Origin of the sequence: Streptomyces racemochromogenes (assembly GCF_039535215.1) — a bacterium.
GTDB lineage: Bacteria > Actinomycetota > Actinomycetes > Streptomycetales > Streptomycetaceae > Streptomyces > Streptomyces racemochromogenes.
In genome coordinates this window covers 2,616,237-2,631,520 of the sequence record NZ_BAAAWT010000001.1, presented here as the reverse complement: position 1 = coordinate 2,631,520, position 15,284 = coordinate 2,616,237, and the positions used below count along the sequence as shown (strand labels likewise).

The window sequence follows — 15,284 nt, the reverse complement described above, 5'->3', positions numbered from 1 at the left end:
ACCGCACCGGCCCCGCGCGGCAGCGCCCACGGCACCGGCCCCGCGCGGCAGCGCCCACGGCACCGATCCCGCGCGGCAGCGCAGCGGCACCGATGAGTTCCGCGGCCGCGGACGGTCATCCCCCCGTGGAGATCACCCTGGCCCTGGAAGGGCCCCAGCCGGACGTCCCCGCCCTCTGCGCCCGCCTCGGCAAGCTCTGCCGGGACGGCCCGGTCCGGCCGGTGACCTGCGACGTCCGGGGAGTCGGTACCCCCACCCTCGCCACCGTCGACGCCCTCGCCCGCCTGGCCCTCACGGCCAAGGGCCACGGCACCCCCTTCCGGGTCACCGGAGCGGCCCCCCGGCTAGAGGCCCTGCTTCACCTCGTCGGACTCGGAGAGCTCCTGCGGCAGCCCGAACAGCGGGAACCACCGCGCCGTGTCCAGGAATGCGTTGAGCCCGACGATCCGCCCCCGTGACACCTCCAGCACCTGGAGCGCCCACGGCACGTGCCCGGGCAGGCCGTCCTCCCGCGGACGGTACTGCCCGAAGGCCGGCAGCCCGTTCGCCGTGGTCGGGACCAGCCGCGAGCCCTTGCAGCCGATGCCCTGCTCCAGGTGCCACGCGGCGATGTCCGCCGGCCCCCGCAGCCACAGGTCGAACGGCGGCATCGACAGCACCGCGTCCTCGTGCAGCAGCTCCGTGAGCCGCGAGATGTCGTACGCCTCGAAGGCCGACAGGTACTGCTCCAGCAGCTTCGACTGCTCCGCGTCCAGCGGGTCCTTCGGCTCGCTCGGCCGCAGCTCCTGCCCCGACAGCGTCGCCCGCGCCCGCTGGAGCGCGCTGTTCACCGACGCCACCGAGGTCTCCAGGAGCCGCGCGACCTCGTCCGCCTTCCAGGCCAGCACCTCCCGCAGGATCAGCACGGCCCGCTGCTTCGCCGGCAGGTGCTGGAGGGCCGCCACGAAGGCCAGCCGCACGGACTCCTTCGCCAGCGCCAGCTCCGCCGGGTCGGCGGTCTGCGGGAGCACCCGCCCGTCCGGGACCGGCTCCAGCCAGGTCACCTCGGGCCGCTCGTTGAGCACGGCGGAGGCCTGGTGCTGCGGTGCGGACAGGTCCATCGGCCGGGCCCGCCTGTTCCCCGCCTTCAGCAGGTCCAGGCACACGTTGGTGGCGATCCGGTACAGCCACGACCGCAGCGACGACCGCCCCTCGAACTTCGCGTGGGCCCGCCAGGCACGGACGTACGTGTCCTGCACCGCGTCCTCGGCGTCGAAGGACGAGCCGAGCATCCGGTAGCAGTAGCCGGTCAGCTCGACGCGGTAGCGGTCCATCGCCGCGTCGAGTTCCGGTGACGAGGTAGCAAGGTCGCTCATGGCCGCCGTCCCCCAGGTGGTTTGCCGTCCCTTCGGAAACTACCCGAGGGGTCTGACAACGGCAGCCGGAGCGGGGGAAACCGTCAGGTCCCGGGCTTGCGCCCGTACACGAAGACGTCCTCGCCGTTGGTCAGCATGCTCCAGTAGGCCTTCGCGTCCGTCGTCGTCATGTTCACGCAGCCGCCCGAACCGGGCGGGTTCCACATGCTCTTGGTGACCGAGTGGAAGGCGATGCCCCCGTCGAAGAACTGCGAGTAGGGCATGGACACGTTGTAGATCGTCGACCAGTGGTCGATGGACCGGTAGTAGATCTTCTTCAGGCCCGTCCGCGTCGGCGTCTCCGCCTTGCCGGTGCGCACCGGCACCGGACCGTACTTCAGCGCCGCCCCGTCCTGGATCCAGCTGAGCTGCCGGGTCAGGTCGACGCACGCGATCCGCCCCAGGTTGACGGGGCACTTCCCCTCGGCGTTCGGATTCTTGCCCGCCGCCCGCTGCGCCAGCATCGTGCTCATCGTCTGCCAGGTCAGCGGCCCGGCGTACCCCATGGTCGGGGTGATCCCGTGGGTGGCCTGGAACGACTGGATCGCCGTGCAGTCGGCCGCCGACTGCACCCCGTCCACCGGCCGCCCGAGGAACTGCTCGACCTGCCGCTGGTAGGGTCCGGTGGTCACGTTGCAGCCGGCGGCCTGGGCCGTCCCGCCCCCCACGACCACCAGGGGCGCCGCAAGCGCCAGAGCCCCGCCGAACACCACCGCAGCCCGCCGCCGCGCGCGCACGCGTATCGCCGCCATCTGGTCCTCCCCTGCCTCGCCCGCACTGTGGGGCGCAATGCCTCCCAAGCTAGAGCGAGTTGCGCACGGCGCACAGACCTTGAACGGAGTTGGCCGCCACGGGTCCGCCACAGGTCCGCCGCCGGTCCGCACCGGTCCGCCGGCGGACCGGTGCCGGGACGTTCGGCGCGGGGTCAGCGGGCCGCCGCGGCGCGGGGACCGCGAGCGCCCGGGGCGAGCATCCGGCGGCGTTCGGCGCGGGCCGCGTGGGATCCGTACAGGGTGATCGAGACGACGCCCAGCACCGCCAGCAGCGCGATCCCGACCGTGGCCGCCCACCCCGAGGCGTGGTACGCCAGCGCGCCCAGGGTGCCGCCCGCGCTGGAGCCGAGGTAGTACGCGGACTGGTACAGCGCCGAGGCCTGCGCCCGGCCCGTCTTCGCCGTCCGGCTCACCGCCGCCGACGCCACCGCGTGCCCCGCGAAGAAGCCGGCCGTGATCAGCACCAGCCCCGGCAGGATCAGCCACAGCGAGTCGCCGAGCGACAGCAGCAGCCCCAGGGCGGTCGTGGTCACCGCCAGGTACAGCGCCCCGCGCCGGCCCGCACGGGCCACCAGCTGACCGGCCGCCGCCGAGGAGACCGTACCCACCAGGTACACCAGGAAGACCGACCCGACGACGCCCTGGCCCAGCGAGAACGGCGCCTCCACCAGCCGGTACCCGATGACCGTGTACACGGCCCCGAACACGGTCATGAACAGCGCGCCGATCCCGTACAGCCGCAGCAGCAGCGGATCCCGCAGGTGCCCGGCGACGGTACGTCCCACCGCGCGCGGGTTCAGCGACGCCGGCCGGAAGAACCGCGCCCTGGGCAGCAGCACCAGGAAGGCCGCCGCGCAGACCAGCGCCATCACGCCGACGGCCAGCAGCCCGCCGCGCCAGCCCCACAGCTGCGCGCCCCAGCCGGTGACGATGCGGCCGCTCATGCCGCCGATGGAGTTGCCGGCCACGAACAGGCCGATGGCCCCGACCAGCGCCTTCGGCTTGACCTCCTCCGCGAGGTACGCCATCGCGGAGGCGGGGATCCCGGCGATGGCCGCGCCCTGCACCGCGCGCAGCGCCACCAGCCACTCCAGGCTCGGCGCGAACGGCACCAGCAGGCCGATGCCGACGGCGACCACCATCGAGCAGGTCATCATCCGGGTCCGGCCGAACCGCTCGGACAGCGCGCTGAGCGGCAGGACGAACAGGGCGAGGGCGCCGGTGGCCGCGGAGACCGTCCAGCTGGCCTGACCGGCCGTCACGCCGAAACCGGCGGAGACCGCGGGCAGCAGGGCCTGGGTGGAGTAGAGGAGGGCGAAGGTCGCCAGGCCCGCGGCGAAGAGCGCGAGGCTCATCCGGCGGTAGCCGGGGCGGCCGGGGGAGCGGGGCTCGGGGGACGACGGGGTGGAGGCGCCCGTGATGACGGGCGCCCCGGTATGAGCGGGAGGCATGCCTCGAACCTACGCCCACCCTTTTTCATGCGTCCAATGCACAAACCCGGGATAATCAATCCACCAGCGCATCACCGCACTCCAGGGCCTCGGATATCAATGAACCGTTACGAAGAAGACATGGCTGTGACACAAGGGCTGGCCCCGCGCCTGGCCCAGTTCGTCGCGGTCGCCCGGCACGAGCACGTCACCCGCGCCGCCCACGAGCTGGGCGTACCGCAGTCCACCCTGTCCCGGGCGATGGTCCGCCTCGAACAGGACCTGGGCGTCTCGCTGTTCGCCCGCAAGGGCCGCACCGTCGCCCTCACCACGGCGGGCCGCACCTTCCTCGCCTCCGCCGAGCAGGCCCTCGAGGGCATCGCCCGCGCCGCCGGGTCCGTCCAGCAGGACGCCGACCCGTCCTTCGGCAAGGTCGCGTTCGGCTTCCTGCACACCCTGGGCCCCGAGACGGTGCCCGGCCTGATCCGCGCCTTCCGCACCGACCACCCCGGGGTCCGCTTCGCCCTGGTCCAGAACTACGGCGAGGCCATGCTGGAGAAGCTCCGCGCCGGCGAACTCGACCTCTGCCTGACCTCGCCCGTCCCCGACGCCCCCGACCTGGTCGCCCGCCGCCTCGACGAGCAGCGGCTGCGGCTGGTGGTCCCGGACGACCACCGCCTCGCGGGCCGCAAGCGCATCCGCCTCGCGGAGGCCGCCGAGGAAACCTTCGTCACCCTGGAGCCCGGCTACGGCCTGCGCCGCATCACCGACAACCTGTGCGCGGAGGCCGGGTTCACCCCGAAGGTCGCCTTCGAGGGCGAAGAGGCGGAAACCCTGCGCGGCCTGGTGGCGGCGGGCCTGGGCGTGGCCCTCCTCCCCCCGCCGCCCGTGGCCCGCCCGGGGGTGGTCGAGCTGACGGTGACGGCGCCGCGCGCGGCCCGCGAGATCGGCGTGGCCTGGCTGGACGGCCACCCGGACACCCCTCCGGTGGCCGCCTTCAAACGCTTCCTCCTCTCCCGCCGCGGCCGCCTCATCCCCGAACTGGAACCCCCGTCCTAGCCCTCCCCGGGGCCCGAGGGCCGGTTCTCCTTCTTGACGCGCCGCTCGCGCGGCTCGGCCGCGGACGGCCTCCCCGGCTTCGCGCCGCTGCGCCGGACTCCGTCCGTCGGCCTGCCGGTCGGCGGCCCGTCGTCGCCCGGCGCCGGTGGAGGGAATGACGATCGGCGGGGCCTGCCGAGGGCCGGAAGCCGTCGCCCCGGCGAACGTCAGCCCGTACGGAGCAGCGTCCTGCCCCGCTCGTACGTTTCTCGGGCGTGCGCGTTGGCGAGGTGGGGCCGGAGGGAGGAGGCGCACCACGGGGTCGGCCCGCCGGCGGAGGGGTTCTTCGCCTCACCCGCATACGCCTGGAGCCCGGCGAGGGCTACCTGGCCCCGACCGAGTACCTGGTGCACGACGGATCCACCGAAGGCCAGGAGCATCGCTCGGCGGCAGCGTTCTGGCTCGGCCGGTGGGCGCGCGGCGTTCTGCCCTCCCTGGTCTGAGGCTAGGCCGGTGCACCGGTTCCGGGGTCCCCGTCCGGGCAGTGTGGTCTGTTCGCCGTGGAGAGCAAGTAGCCGGCCTGGAAGCGGGATTTGGCGCCGATGGCGCGCATGATCTCGGCGATGTGGCGTTGGCAGGTGCGTTCGGACATGCCGAGGCGGCGGGCGATGACCTTGTCTTCCAGGCCGTCGGAGAGGAGGCGGACGATGGTCTGGCGGAGTTCGTCGGAGACGGCGCGGGCGGCGTCCGGGCCGACGCTTGTGGGGAAGGGTTCGGCGCCGAGCCAGGAGCGTTCGAAGGTGGCCGTCATGAAGTGGACGACGCTCGGTTCGCGGACGACCAGGGCGGCGCCCTGGCGGTCGGGGACGGCCATGAGGCCGGTGTGGGCGTCGAAGATCAGCATGCGCATGAGGCCGTCGCCGAGGGTGCGGACCTGGGCGCCGAGTGCCGTGATGCGTTCGACGTAGGCGGCGGTGGGGCGGGAGTAGCGGGCGGTGTGCTGGTAGATGGTGCGCATGCGGACGCCGCGGGTCAGCAGGGACTCGTCCCGTCCGACCGCTTCCTCCAGGCTTTCCTGGGGCCGGCCGCCGCCGGGCTGGGAGGTCAGCAGTTCCCGTTCGCAGGCCGCGGCCAGTTCGGTGATCAGTCCGCGGACGGCTCCGAGGTCGGTGACCAGTTCCAGGCGTCCCGACCCGCTCAGGTCCCGGTGCGCGGCCCCCGCCTCGTACGCGGGGACCAGAGCCTCCAGCCGCCCGCGCAGCCGGTCCATCTCGTCGTGGGTCTCCCGTACGCGGAGTGCCAGCGGGGCCAGCGCCCGGGCCGCCGCCGCGCGGGGCGCGACCGCGCACCAGCGCTCGGGTCCGTCGCCGTCGGGGACCCGCTGGAGCAGGTGTGCGGCGGCCAGCTCGGTGACGGCCGCGCCCGCGCGGGCCCCGAGGGCGGTGGTGGCCTCGGCGACGGTGAAGGCGTGCCGGTCGACGGCGTACGCGTACAGGCGCCGGGCCGTGGGGCTCAGGTCTTCGGGGTCTTCGGAACCGGCGTCGGCGCGGTCATCGGCGGGGGCTGGCATATGCACATTCGTCCCTGCCTGTGCCCCTTCGTAAACCCCTCCGGTTCCCGCAAGGCGACAAGCCGACGCCTGAACGACCGCTTCCGGCATATGCCGAACCGGCACAGTGGACCCACGACCCGCGGCCGCGCCGGAACACCGGGGCCGTCCGACCGAGAGGGGACGGAACGGGAGGTCCCGGCGTTCCGGCGCGGCCCGCGGTCAGGCCGGCTGCGCGTAGGTGCCGAAGCCCGTCCAGTCCACCGCCACGCACGGCTCGTCGCCGAGCACCCACGCGTCGTGCCCCGGGGCGACCTGCATGAAGTCCCCCGGGCCGTACTCGGCGCCCTCGCCGTCGTCCATCACGACCTGCATCCGGCCGCTGACCACGTAACCGGTGTGCGCCGACTGGCAGCTGTCCGTGCCCGCCAGCGGCTTGATGTGCTCCGACCACTTCCAGCCCGGCTCGAACACCGCGCGCCCGACCGGCCCGCCGTCCGTCTGGATCAGGTCCAGCCTGCCCTTGCCGTCGGCGAAGGGCCGCGTCTCGTCCGCGTTGTCGAAGTTCCTGCGCACCATCCCGGCCATGGCGGACCGCCTTCCGGAGAGCACCCCGAGCAGACCCCGAGTCCATTTCTCACTCTACGCCCGCACCCGCCCCCGCTCAGCCCCTCAGGGACCGCCCGAAACCCGAGGCCAGCGGCATCCGCAGGCCCAGCGGCGGAGGCGCCGCCAGCGCGTCCACGACCGGCCGCGAGTACCGGCCCGCGAGCATCGCGCCGAGGACGAAGTCCACCGCCAGCGCCACCACTTCCGAGCGGTGCTCCCGCAGCCCGTGGCCGTCCGAGTGCACCTCGAACCGGCAGGTAGAACGATTCGCCTTCTTCGCGCGGGCCGCCAGCCGGAAGGAGGACTCCGGGTCGCTGCGCGCGTCGTTCGTGCCGTGCACGATCAGCACCTGCCGCCCGGCGAGCTGTTTCACCGGTTCAGGGGAGCCCGCGTCCGAGCCCTCCGTTAAGCAAGGGGCCAGCGCCACCACCGAGTTGACGGCCTCGTGCCCCGCCGCCAGCAGCGCCGCCCTGCCGCCCGCGCCGAAGCCGGCCAGGCAGACCGGGACGTCCCCGTACAGCCTGACCACCTCCTGCGCCGCCCACGCGGCGGCCTCCTCCCGGGGTCCGGCCCCGTGCGCCACCGGGTGCGCCACCAGCCCCTGCGCCCCGCCCGCCCGGGCCAGCGCCCGCGCGAGCGGGCGTACCGGACCGGGGGCGAGTCTGGAGGCTCCGGGAAGCAGGAGCACCACACCACTGACCGTCGAGACCGAGCCGTTCGCGCCGGCCGCCCGCCCCAGGCGGGCCCCGCGCGCCGGCGGCGCATGCTGTGCCATGGCGGAACAGTCTCAGACTGACAGGTGTACGCCACCCGTCCGTACGGTCTCTGTTACATATCGACCCCTGCGGCCGACGCGCTGCTCTACGCGCGTAGGAGTAGAGTGCCGGGATGACGAGCGAGACCCCCAACCTGCCCACCCCGGACCAGATCCGCCGCTCCCCGAAGGTGCTGCTGCACGACCACCTCGACGGAGGGCTGCGCCCCGGGACCATCATCGAGCTGGCGGCCGAGGTCGGCTACGACAAGCTCCCCGAGACCGACGCCGACAAGCTGGGCGTCTGGTTCCGCGACGCCGCCGACTCCGGCTCCCTCCCGCGCTACCTGGAGACGTTCGCGCACACCTGCGCCGTCATGCAGACGAAGGAGGCCCTCTTCCGGGTCGCCGCCGAGTGCGCCGAGGACCTGGCCGAGGACGGCGTCGTGTACGCCGAGATCCGCTACGCCCCCGAGCAGCACCTCGTAGCCGGCCTGACCCTCGAAGAGGTCGTCGAGGCCGTCAACGACGGCTTCCGCGAGGGCGAGCGCCGCGCCAAGGCCAACGGCCACCGCATCCGCGTCGGCGCCCTGCTGACCGCCATGCGCCACGCGGCCCGCGCGCTGGAGATCGCCGAGCTGGCCAACCGCTACCGGGACAACGGCGTGGTCGGCTTCGACATCGCCGGCGCCGAGGCCGGGTTCCCCCCCACCCGCCACCTCGACGCCTTCGAGTACCTCAAGCGCGAGAACAACCACTTCACCATCCACGCGGGCGAGGCCTTCGGCCTCCCCTCGATCTGGCAGGCCCTGCAGTGGTGCGGCGCGGACCGCCTCGGCCACGGCGTGAAGATCATCGACGACATCGAGGTCGCCGAGGACGGTTCCGTCAAGCTGGGCCGCCTGGCCTCGTACGTCCGGGACAAGCGCATCCCCCTGGAGATGTGCCCGACCTCGAACCTCCAGACCGCCGCGGCCGCCTCGTACGCCGAACACCCGATCGGCCTGCTGCGCAAGCTGCACTTCCGGCTGACGGTCAACACGGACAACCGCCTGATGAGCGGCACCAGCATGAGCCGCGAGTTCGAGCACCTGGTCGACGCCTTCGGCTACTCGCTCGACGACATGCAGTGGTTCACCGTCAATGCGATGAAGTCCGCGTTCATTCCTTTCGATGAACGACTCGCGATGATCAACGACGTGATCAAGCCGGGCTATGCGGAGCTGAAGTCCGAATGGCTGTTCCGGCAGACCGCTTCCACCAGCGGAACTGTCTCGGCCTAGGCCACGGAATGACCCGCTGAAAGCGTCCGGGAGACTCAACTCCCGGACGCTTTCTCGTATTTAAGGATGTTTGCGGGACCGGGTTTGAAGTGGCTAGTTTGCGGAGCCGCTCAGTTTCCCCGTCGCAAGGACGATTTTTCATGAAGCAGTCTGCTGCCAAGTCCCTCGGTGTCGCTGTGATTGGTGCCGCCCTCGCCGCGGGCGCCGCCGGCACCGCCTCCGCCTCGGCGCTCCCCGCCGCGAGCCTGACGGACACCCTCGGCTCCCTGACCAGCGCCACCAGCTCCCTCACCGACCAGACGCAGCAGCAGGGTGCGCAGGAGAGCGAGGCCTCCGACGCCGCCGCCCCCGTCACCGGCCTGCTCGGCGGCCTCGCCCCGGTGGCCGCCCCGCTCGGCGCCCTCGGCTGACCCCAGCCCCGCGAAATCGCACGCACGCGCACGCGGCGCACGCCCCTTCGAGGAGGTGTGCGCCGCGTCGCGCGGTGTGCCACGATCACCACCAACTGCCCGCCGACGCACGGGGTATGAGGTCCGGTCATGCGCATCACGGCACGTTTCACGGCGCCCGCGACGAGGTTCGCGCTGCTCCCCGCACTGCTCCTCGGAGCGGTCGCCTGCGGCAGCGGTACGGACACCCCCGCGCCCGGGAAGACCCCCGACCCCAAGGGCTCCGCGGCCGCCCGCCCCTCGGGCGCGCCCGGCGCGCCGGCGGCTCCCGCCGCACCCAAGGCCAAGGACGCGAGCCTGGAACGGGCCGCCCTCGTCCAGGGCGACCTCGCCGGCTACCAGATCTCCGCGCAGGGCAAGAACCCGAACGCCCCCGACGGGCAGCCGCAGGCCGACAGGAAGGCCTGCCAGCCGCTGGCCGACATCATGGGGGACAAGCCCGACCCGGCCGCCCACGAGACGGTCAACCGCGGCATCGGCTCCCAGAAGCAGGTGGGCCTCGCGGTCTCCGCCTCCGTCAGCTCCTACGCGGAGGCCGAGGCCAAGCGGGTCGTCGCCCGGCTGCGCGAGGCCGTCGCGGCCTGCGGCACGGGTTTCACCGCCACCGTGGAGAAGCAGACCGGCCGCTACCGGGACGTGAAGGCCGTCCCGTACAGGACGGCGGGCGACGAGACGGTCAGCTGGACCACGACCGCCACCGCCGAGGGAGTCTCGGCGCCGGTCCACCTGGTCGTCGTACGCCGGGGCGACCGGGTCGTGCGGCTGATGGCCCTGAACGTGGCCGCCGCGGACCAGAAGGCGCTGGTCCCGCAGGAGATCGCGGACAAGCAGCTGGAGAAGGTCAAGAAGGCGGGCTGAGCCCGGGCCGAGCCCGGACGGACCCGCGCCGGAGACCTGCCGGAGACCTGCCGGAGACCCGCCGGAGGACCGCCGGAGACCGGGGGACCTACCAGGCGGTCCGCGCCGCGCCCGCGCCGGCCTTCTCGTTCGGGAGCAGCAGCCACAGCGCCAGGTAGATGAGGAACTGCGGTCCGGGCAGCAGGCACGAGGCCACGAAGATGATCCGCATCGTGCGGGCCTTGATGCCGAAACGCCGTGCGAGCCCGGCGCAGACGCCGCCGATCATCCGTCCGTCACGGGGGCGGGTAATCGCGCTCATTTTCTTCTCCTTCGTATGGGGATCGCGCTCCGGGACCTTTCCCTTCCGCGATGCCTCAATACTCGCGCGGTACCGCCGAAAGGACCTCGGTCCAGGGTCCGATGCCGACCCTGGTAATTCTCGGGGTGGGCCCCTGAGACGCGTGCGTCCGGCGCAGCCGCCTGCGCAGCACCGGCACGACGGCCAGGTGGACGACGACCACTCCGGCGGTGTTCAGCAGCAGCGCGTCCACGTCCAGCACCCGGCCGGGGATCGCGGTCTGCAGCATCTCGATGCCGAGCGAGATCAGTACGGCCGCGGCCGCCGTCCGGACCAGCGAGGACCAGGCCGCCAGCGGCCCCGCCGCCAGCCGGCCCCCGGCCAGCGGCAGCAGCACCCCCAGCGGGGCCAGCAGCGCCAGCCCCTCGCCGATCCGCCGCGCGGCCTCCAGCGGGCCGAAGGCGAGGTCCGCCCGGATCCCCTCCAGCGGGGTCAGGTTCGCGGCCGCCGCCCAGGGGACGTCCAGGGGGCTCAGCGTCAGCCATCCGACGAGCAGCAGATGCGCGGCCAGCAGGGCCCCGCTCAGGAGCCGGGACCGGACCGGGAGCTTCGTGTCGGTGGCGGCGCTGCCGCTGCCCTCATGACGGTGCACACCTGCGAGGACGCACCCCCCGGCGGCACCGGTTCCGGTACTCGTGTCCGTTACGCAGCGGTTACGGCAGCTCAGCGGATGCCCCGATCATCGGACGGACGCCCCTGCGGCCGCGGGCCCCGTCAGCCCGTCGCCAGCAGCACGGCCAGCAGGACCGCGCCCGCCACCGCCGGCGCGATGATCTCGTACGCCCACCGCACGCGGACCCCGCCCTGCGCGCCCGGCCGCCCGGCCCCGCGCTCGGCGAGCTCGCGCAGCTCGTCGATGGTGCGGTCGGCGGCGGCCCGCGGCGGCGCGGCCGGATCCGCCCCGGCGTCCTCGGCCGCCACGCCCTTGCCGCGCAGCGCCTCCCGGCGGCTGAACTGCCGGCCGGCCTTCTTCCGTTCGCGCAGCGACACCGGCACCGACCACAGCTGGTACTTCGACCCCTGGGCCAGCACCTCCGCCGAGTAGCCGGCACGCACCGCGTCCACCGCGGCCCAGGGCAGCTCGATGCTCCGGAAGGGGTTGCGGATCCGCATCCGGTCGTCGTTGGCGAAGACGGCCGGGCGCAGGGTGAACGCCACGATCAGCGGGACGGCGGCCAGCGCGACCGCGACGCCCGTCCACCGCGCGTCCGCCGAGCCCCGTACGACGGCGTCCCCGCACAGCCAGGCGACGAGCGCGAGCAGCAGCACCCCGGAGACGACGGCCATGGGGGAGCGGTAGACGCGGTCGGCGTAGACCGGCTCGTGGGGGGAGGGCGTAGTCATGCGGCCGATTCTGCCCCATGGCCCGCCGGGAGGTACGGGCGAGCGGGGCCGCAAGCTCCGATGACGGATCTCACGCCCATATGTGCACCGAGGGGGGTGACAGGCGCTACGCGCGTAGATATGCTCATCTGGTGACCATGCCCACCACCCTCACCGCATTCGCTGACGTGACGACGTCCGACAGCGCGCTGCGCCGCTTCCTGCACGGGCTGCCCGGCGTAGACGCAGTCGGCCTGGAGGCCCGCGCGGCCTCGCTCGGCACCCGCTCGATCAAGACGACGGCCAAGGCGTACGCCATCGACCTGGCCATCTCGATGATCGACCTGACCACGCTTGAGGGTGCGGACACCCCGGGCAAGGTCCGGGCGCTCTCCGCCAAGGCCGTCAACCCCGACCCGACCGACCGCAGCACGCCCATGACCGCCGCGGTCTGCGTCTACCCCGACATGGTGGCCACCGCCAAGGCCGCGCTGAACGGCGCCGACGTCAAGGTCGCCTCCGTCGCCACCGCCTTCCCCGCCGGGCGCGCCGCCCTGCCGGTCAAGCTGGCCGACACCCGGGACGCCGTGGCCGCCGGCGCCGACGAGATCGACATGGTCATCGACCGTGGCGCCTTCCTCGCCGGCCGCTACCTGGAGACGTACGAGCTGATCAAGGCCGTGAAGGAGGCGTGCGTCCGCCCCGACGGCACCGCCGCCCGCCTCAAGGTCATCTTCGAGACCGGCGAGCTGTCGACGTACGACAACATCCGCCGCGCCTCCTGGATCGGCATGATCGCCGGCGCCGACTTCATCAAGACCTCCACCGGCAAGGTCGGCGTCAACGCCACCCCCGCCAACACCCTGCTCATGCTCGAAGCCGTACGCGACTTCAAGGCGCAGACTGGAATCCAGATCGGCGTGAAGCCGGCCGGCGGCATCCGCACCACCAAGGACGCCCTCAAGTTCCTGGTCCTGGTCAACGAGACCGCGGGCGAGGACTGGCTGACCAACGAGTGGTTCCGCTTCGGCGCCTCCAGCCTGCTGAACGACCTGCTCATGCAGCGCCAGAAGCTGAGCACCGGGCGTTACTCCGGTCCCGACTACGTGACGGTGGACTGATCACCATGGCATCCCTCTTCGAGTACGCACCGGCCCCCGAGTCCCGCTCGGTCGTCGACATCGCCCCCTCCTACGGGCTCTTCATCGACGGCGAGTTCACCGACGCCGCCGACGGCAAGGTCTTCAAGACCGTCAGCCCCTCCAGCGAGGAAGTCCTGGCCGAGGTCGCCCAGGCCGGTGCCGCCGACGTCGACCGCGCCGTCAAGGCCGCCCGCCGCGCCTTCGAGAAGTGGTCCGCGCTGCCCGGCTCCGAGCGCGCCAAGTACCTCTTCCGCATCGCCCGGATCATCCAGGAGCGCAGCCGCGAGCTCGCCGTCCTGGAGACCCTGGACAACGGCAAGCCGATCAAGGAGACCCGCGACGCGGACCTCCCCCTGGTCGCCGCGCACTTCTTCTACTACGCGGGCTGGGCCGACAAGCTCGACCACGCCGGCTTCGGTGCGAACCCGCGCCCGCTCGGCGTGGCCGGCCAGGTCATCCCCTGGAACTTCCCGCTGCTGATGCTCGCGTGGAAGATCGCCCCGGCGCTCGCCACCGGCAACACCGTCGTCCTCAAGCCGGCCGAGACCACCCCCCTGTCGGCGCTGTTCTTCGCGGACATCTGCCGCCAGGCCGGCCTGCCCAAGGGCGTCGTCAACATCATCCCCGGCTACGGGGACGCCGGCGCCGAACTCGTCGCCCACCCCGACGTCAACAAGGTCGCCTTCACCGGCTCCACCGCCGTCGGCAAGGCCATCGCCCGCCAGATCGCCGGCACCGACAAGAAGGTCACCCTGGAGCTCGGCGGCAAGGGCGCCAACATCGTCTTCGACGACGCCCCCATCGACCAGGCCGTCGAGGGCATCGTCAACGGCATCTTCTTCAACCAGGGCCAGGTCTGCTGCGCGGGCTCCCGCCTCCTGGTCCAGGAGTCGATCCACGACGAGCTCCTCGACTCCCTCAAGCGCCGCCTCTCCACGCTGCGCCTGGGCGACCCGCTCGACAAGAACACCGACATCGGCGCGATCAACTCCGCCGAGCAGCTCGCCCGGATCACCGCCCTCGCCGACACCGGCGAGGCCGAGGGCGCCGAGCGCTGGTCCCCGGCCTGCGAGCTGCCGTCCGCCGGCTACTGGTTCGCCCCGACGCTCTTCACGAACGTCACCCAGGCGCACACCGTCGCCCGCGACGAGATCTTCGGCCCGGTCCTGTCCGTGCTGACGTTCCGCACCCCCGACGAGGCCGTCGCCAAGGCCAACAACAGCCAGTACGGCCTGTCCGCCGGCATCTGGACGGAGAAGGGCTCCCGCATCCTCGCGGTCGCGGGCAAGCTCCGCGCGGGTGTGGTGTGGGCCAACACGTTCAACAAGTTCGACCCGACCTCGCCCTTCGGCGGCTACAAGGAGTCGGGCTTCGGCCGCGAGGGCGGCCGCCACGGCCTGGAGGGCTACCTCGATGTCTGAGTCTTCTGCGACCCGTCTGGGCGTCTTCAAGACCTACAAGCTGTACGTCGGGGGCAAGTTCCCCCGCTCCGAGAGCGGCCGGGTGTACGAGGTGAGCGACTCCAAGGGCAACTGGCTGGCCAACGCCCCGCTGTCCTCCCGCAAGGACGCCCGTGACGCGGTCGTCGCGGCCCGCAAGGCCTTCGGCGGCTGGGCCGGCGCCACCGCCTACAACCGCGGCCAGATCCTCTACCGCATCGCCGAGATGCTCGAGGGCCGCCGCGAGCAGTTCGTCCGCGAGGTCGGCGAGGCCGAGGGCCTGTCCAAGTCGAAGGCGGCCGCCGTCGTCGACGCGGCCATCGACCGCTGGGTCTGGTACGCGGGCTGGACCGACAAGATCGGCCAGGTCGTGGGCGGGGCCAACCCCGTCGCGGGCCCGTTCTTCAACCTCTCCACCCCGGAGCCGACCGGCGTCGTCACCGTCGTCGCCCCGCAGCAGTCGTCGTTCCTGGGCCTCGTCTCGGTGATCGCCCCGGTCATCGCGACGGGCAACACGGCTGTCGTCATCGCCAGCGAGAAGGCCCCGCTCCCCGCCCTCTCCCTGGGCGAGGTACTGGCCACCTCCGACCTGCCCGGCGGCGTCGTCAACATCCTCTCCGGCAAGGCCGCCGAGATGGGCCCCCACCTGGCGGCCCACCAGGACGTCAACGCCATCGACCTGGCGGGCGCCGACGCGGCCCTCGCCAAGGACCTGGAGATCGCCGCGGCGGACAACCTCAAGCGCGTCCTGCGTCCACAGCCTGTGGACGACTGGAGCGCCGACCCGGGCACCCACCGCATGACGGCCTTCCTGGAGACCAAGACCGTCTGGCACCCGACGGGCTCCCTGGGCTCGGGCGGCTCCTCCTACTAGGCCTACGGCAACCGCCCCGTGAGACCGGC

The 15,284-nt window shown here is 72.7% G+C and carries 18 protein-coding genes; 8 read left to right on the top strand and 10 right to left on the bottom strand.

What is annotated here, in order from left to right; translation table 11 throughout:
* The first annotated feature begins 92 nt into the window (after nt 1-92).
* On the top strand, nt 93-458 hold the full coding sequence (locus ABD973_RS34755) for an STAS domain-containing protein (protein WP_386381570.1): 366 nt from the start codon (nt 93-95) through the stop codon (nt 456-458).
* Here ABD973_RS34755 and ABD973_RS11940 read toward each other — a convergent pair.
* The 3 genes from ABD973_RS11940 to ABD973_RS11930 form a co-directional block, all read right to left on the bottom strand.
* Nucleotides 345-1,355: a sigma-70 family RNA polymerase sigma factor gene (locus tag ABD973_RS11940; protein ID WP_345500092.1), complete on the bottom strand. Its 1,011-nt coding sequence runs from the start codon at nt 1,353-1,355 to the stop codon at nt 345-347. The two genes, ABD973_RS34755 and ABD973_RS11940, sit on opposite strands and share 114 nt — an antisense overlap.
* Before the next feature lie 83 nt (nt 1,356-1,438).
* The gene (locus tag ABD973_RS11935) at nt 1,439-2,146 is read right to left on the bottom strand and encodes a L,D-transpeptidase family protein (RefSeq protein ID WP_241253354.1); all 708 of its coding nucleotides are present in this window, start codon (nt 2,144-2,146) and stop codon (nt 1,439-1,441) included.
* 173 nt (nt 2,147-2,319) lie between these two features.
* Nucleotides 2,320-3,618: an MFS transporter gene (locus ABD973_RS11930; protein WP_125822206.1), complete on the bottom strand. Its 1,299-nt coding sequence runs from the start codon at nt 3,616-3,618 to the stop codon at nt 2,320-2,322.
* A gap of 99 nt (nt 3,619-3,717) precedes the next feature.
* Between ABD973_RS11930 and ABD973_RS11925 the strand changes: the two genes are divergently transcribed.
* A complete protein-coding gene (locus ABD973_RS11925) occupies nt 3,718-4,656 on the top strand; it encodes a LysR family transcriptional regulator (protein WP_125822207.1) in 939 nt (312 codons plus the stop codon).
* A 206-nt stretch (nt 4,657-4,862) separates the two neighbouring features.
* Here the strand turns inward: ABD973_RS11925 and ABD973_RS11920 are convergent, their stop codons facing one another.
* The 4 genes from ABD973_RS11920 to ABD973_RS11905 form a co-directional block, all read right to left on the bottom strand.
* Entirely contained in the window at nt 4,863-5,048 is a 186-nt protein-coding gene (locus ABD973_RS11920; RefSeq protein ID WP_125822208.1) for a hypothetical protein, read from the bottom strand.
* A gap of 92 nt (nt 5,049-5,140) precedes the next feature.
* Nucleotides 5,141-6,205: a helix-turn-helix transcriptional regulator gene (locus ABD973_RS11915; RefSeq protein ID WP_277607508.1), complete on the bottom strand. Its 1,065-nt coding sequence runs from the start codon at nt 6,203-6,205 to the stop codon at nt 5,141-5,143.
* Between the two features lie 201 nt (nt 6,206-6,406).
* Complete coding sequence (locus tag ABD973_RS11910) at nt 6,407-6,772, bottom strand: cupin domain-containing protein (protein ID WP_125822209.1); 366 nt, start codon at nt 6,770-6,772, stop codon at nt 6,407-6,409.
* 76 nt (nt 6,773-6,848) lie between these two features.
* Entirely contained in the window at nt 6,849-7,568 is a 720-nt protein-coding gene (locus ABD973_RS11905) for an alpha/beta hydrolase (protein ID WP_125822210.1), read from the bottom strand.
* Nucleotides 7,569-7,681: 113 nt separating this feature from the next.
* Between ABD973_RS11905 and ABD973_RS11900 the strand changes: the two genes are divergently transcribed.
* The 3 genes from ABD973_RS11900 to ABD973_RS11890 all read left to right on the top strand — a co-directional run bounded on the left by ABD973_RS11900 (nt 7,682) and on the right by ABD973_RS11890 (nt 10,137).
* The gene (locus ABD973_RS11900; protein WP_345500091.1) at nt 7,682-8,830 is read left to right on the top strand and encodes an adenosine deaminase; all 1,149 of its coding nucleotides are present in this window, start codon (nt 7,682-7,684) and stop codon (nt 8,828-8,830) included.
* 140 nt (nt 8,831-8,970) lie between these two features.
* Nucleotides 8,971-9,240 (top strand): hypothetical protein, encoded by a 270-nt coding sequence (locus ABD973_RS11895; protein ID WP_125601768.1) that lies wholly within the window; start codon nt 8,971-8,973, stop codon nt 9,238-9,240.
* A gap of 129 nt (nt 9,241-9,369) precedes the next feature.
* The gene (locus ABD973_RS11890; protein WP_125822211.1) at nt 9,370-10,137 is read left to right on the top strand and encodes a sensor domain-containing protein; all 768 of its coding nucleotides are present in this window, start codon (nt 9,370-9,372) and stop codon (nt 10,135-10,137) included.
* Nucleotides 10,138-10,225: 88 nt separating this feature from the next.
* Here the strand turns inward: ABD973_RS11890 and ABD973_RS11885 are convergent, their stop codons facing one another.
* From ABD973_RS11885 to ABD973_RS11875, 3 genes are all read right to left on the bottom strand, one after another.
* Nucleotides 10,226-10,438: a PspC domain-containing protein gene (locus ABD973_RS11885; RefSeq protein WP_125601774.1), complete on the bottom strand. Its 213-nt coding sequence runs from the start codon at nt 10,436-10,438 to the stop codon at nt 10,226-10,228.
* 55 nt (nt 10,439-10,493) lie between these two features.
* Nucleotides 10,494-11,069, bottom strand: a complete 576-nt coding sequence (locus ABD973_RS11880; protein WP_386381573.1) for a VanZ family protein — start codon at nt 11,067-11,069, stop codon at nt 10,494-10,496.
* A 122-nt stretch (nt 11,070-11,191) separates the two neighbouring features.
* On the bottom strand, nt 11,192-11,821 hold the full coding sequence (locus tag ABD973_RS11875) for a PH domain-containing protein (RefSeq protein WP_125822212.1): 630 nt from the start codon (nt 11,819-11,821) through the stop codon (nt 11,192-11,194).
* A 137-nt stretch (nt 11,822-11,958) separates the two neighbouring features.
* On the opposite strand from ABD973_RS11875, the gene deoC reads away from it, so the two are divergent.
* From deoC to ABD973_RS11860, 3 genes are read left to right on the top strand one after another with little or no spacing between them, the layout of a single operon-like run.
* Complete coding sequence (gene deoC, locus ABD973_RS11870) at nt 11,959-12,921, top strand: deoxyribose-phosphate aldolase (protein ID WP_125601798.1); 963 nt, start codon at nt 11,959-11,961, stop codon at nt 12,919-12,921.
* A 5-nt stretch (nt 12,922-12,926) separates the two neighbouring features.
* Nucleotides 12,927-14,363, top strand: a complete 1,437-nt coding sequence (locus ABD973_RS11865) for an aldehyde dehydrogenase family protein (RefSeq protein WP_345500090.1) — start codon at nt 12,927-12,929, stop codon at nt 14,361-14,363.
* Nucleotides 14,356-15,255 (top strand): aldehyde dehydrogenase family protein, encoded by a 900-nt coding sequence (locus ABD973_RS11860; RefSeq protein ID WP_345500089.1) that lies wholly within the window; start codon nt 14,356-14,358, stop codon nt 15,253-15,255. Before ABD973_RS11865 ends, ABD973_RS11860 begins: the two co-directional genes overlap by 8 nt.
* Nucleotides 15,256-15,284 lie beyond the last annotated feature (29 nt).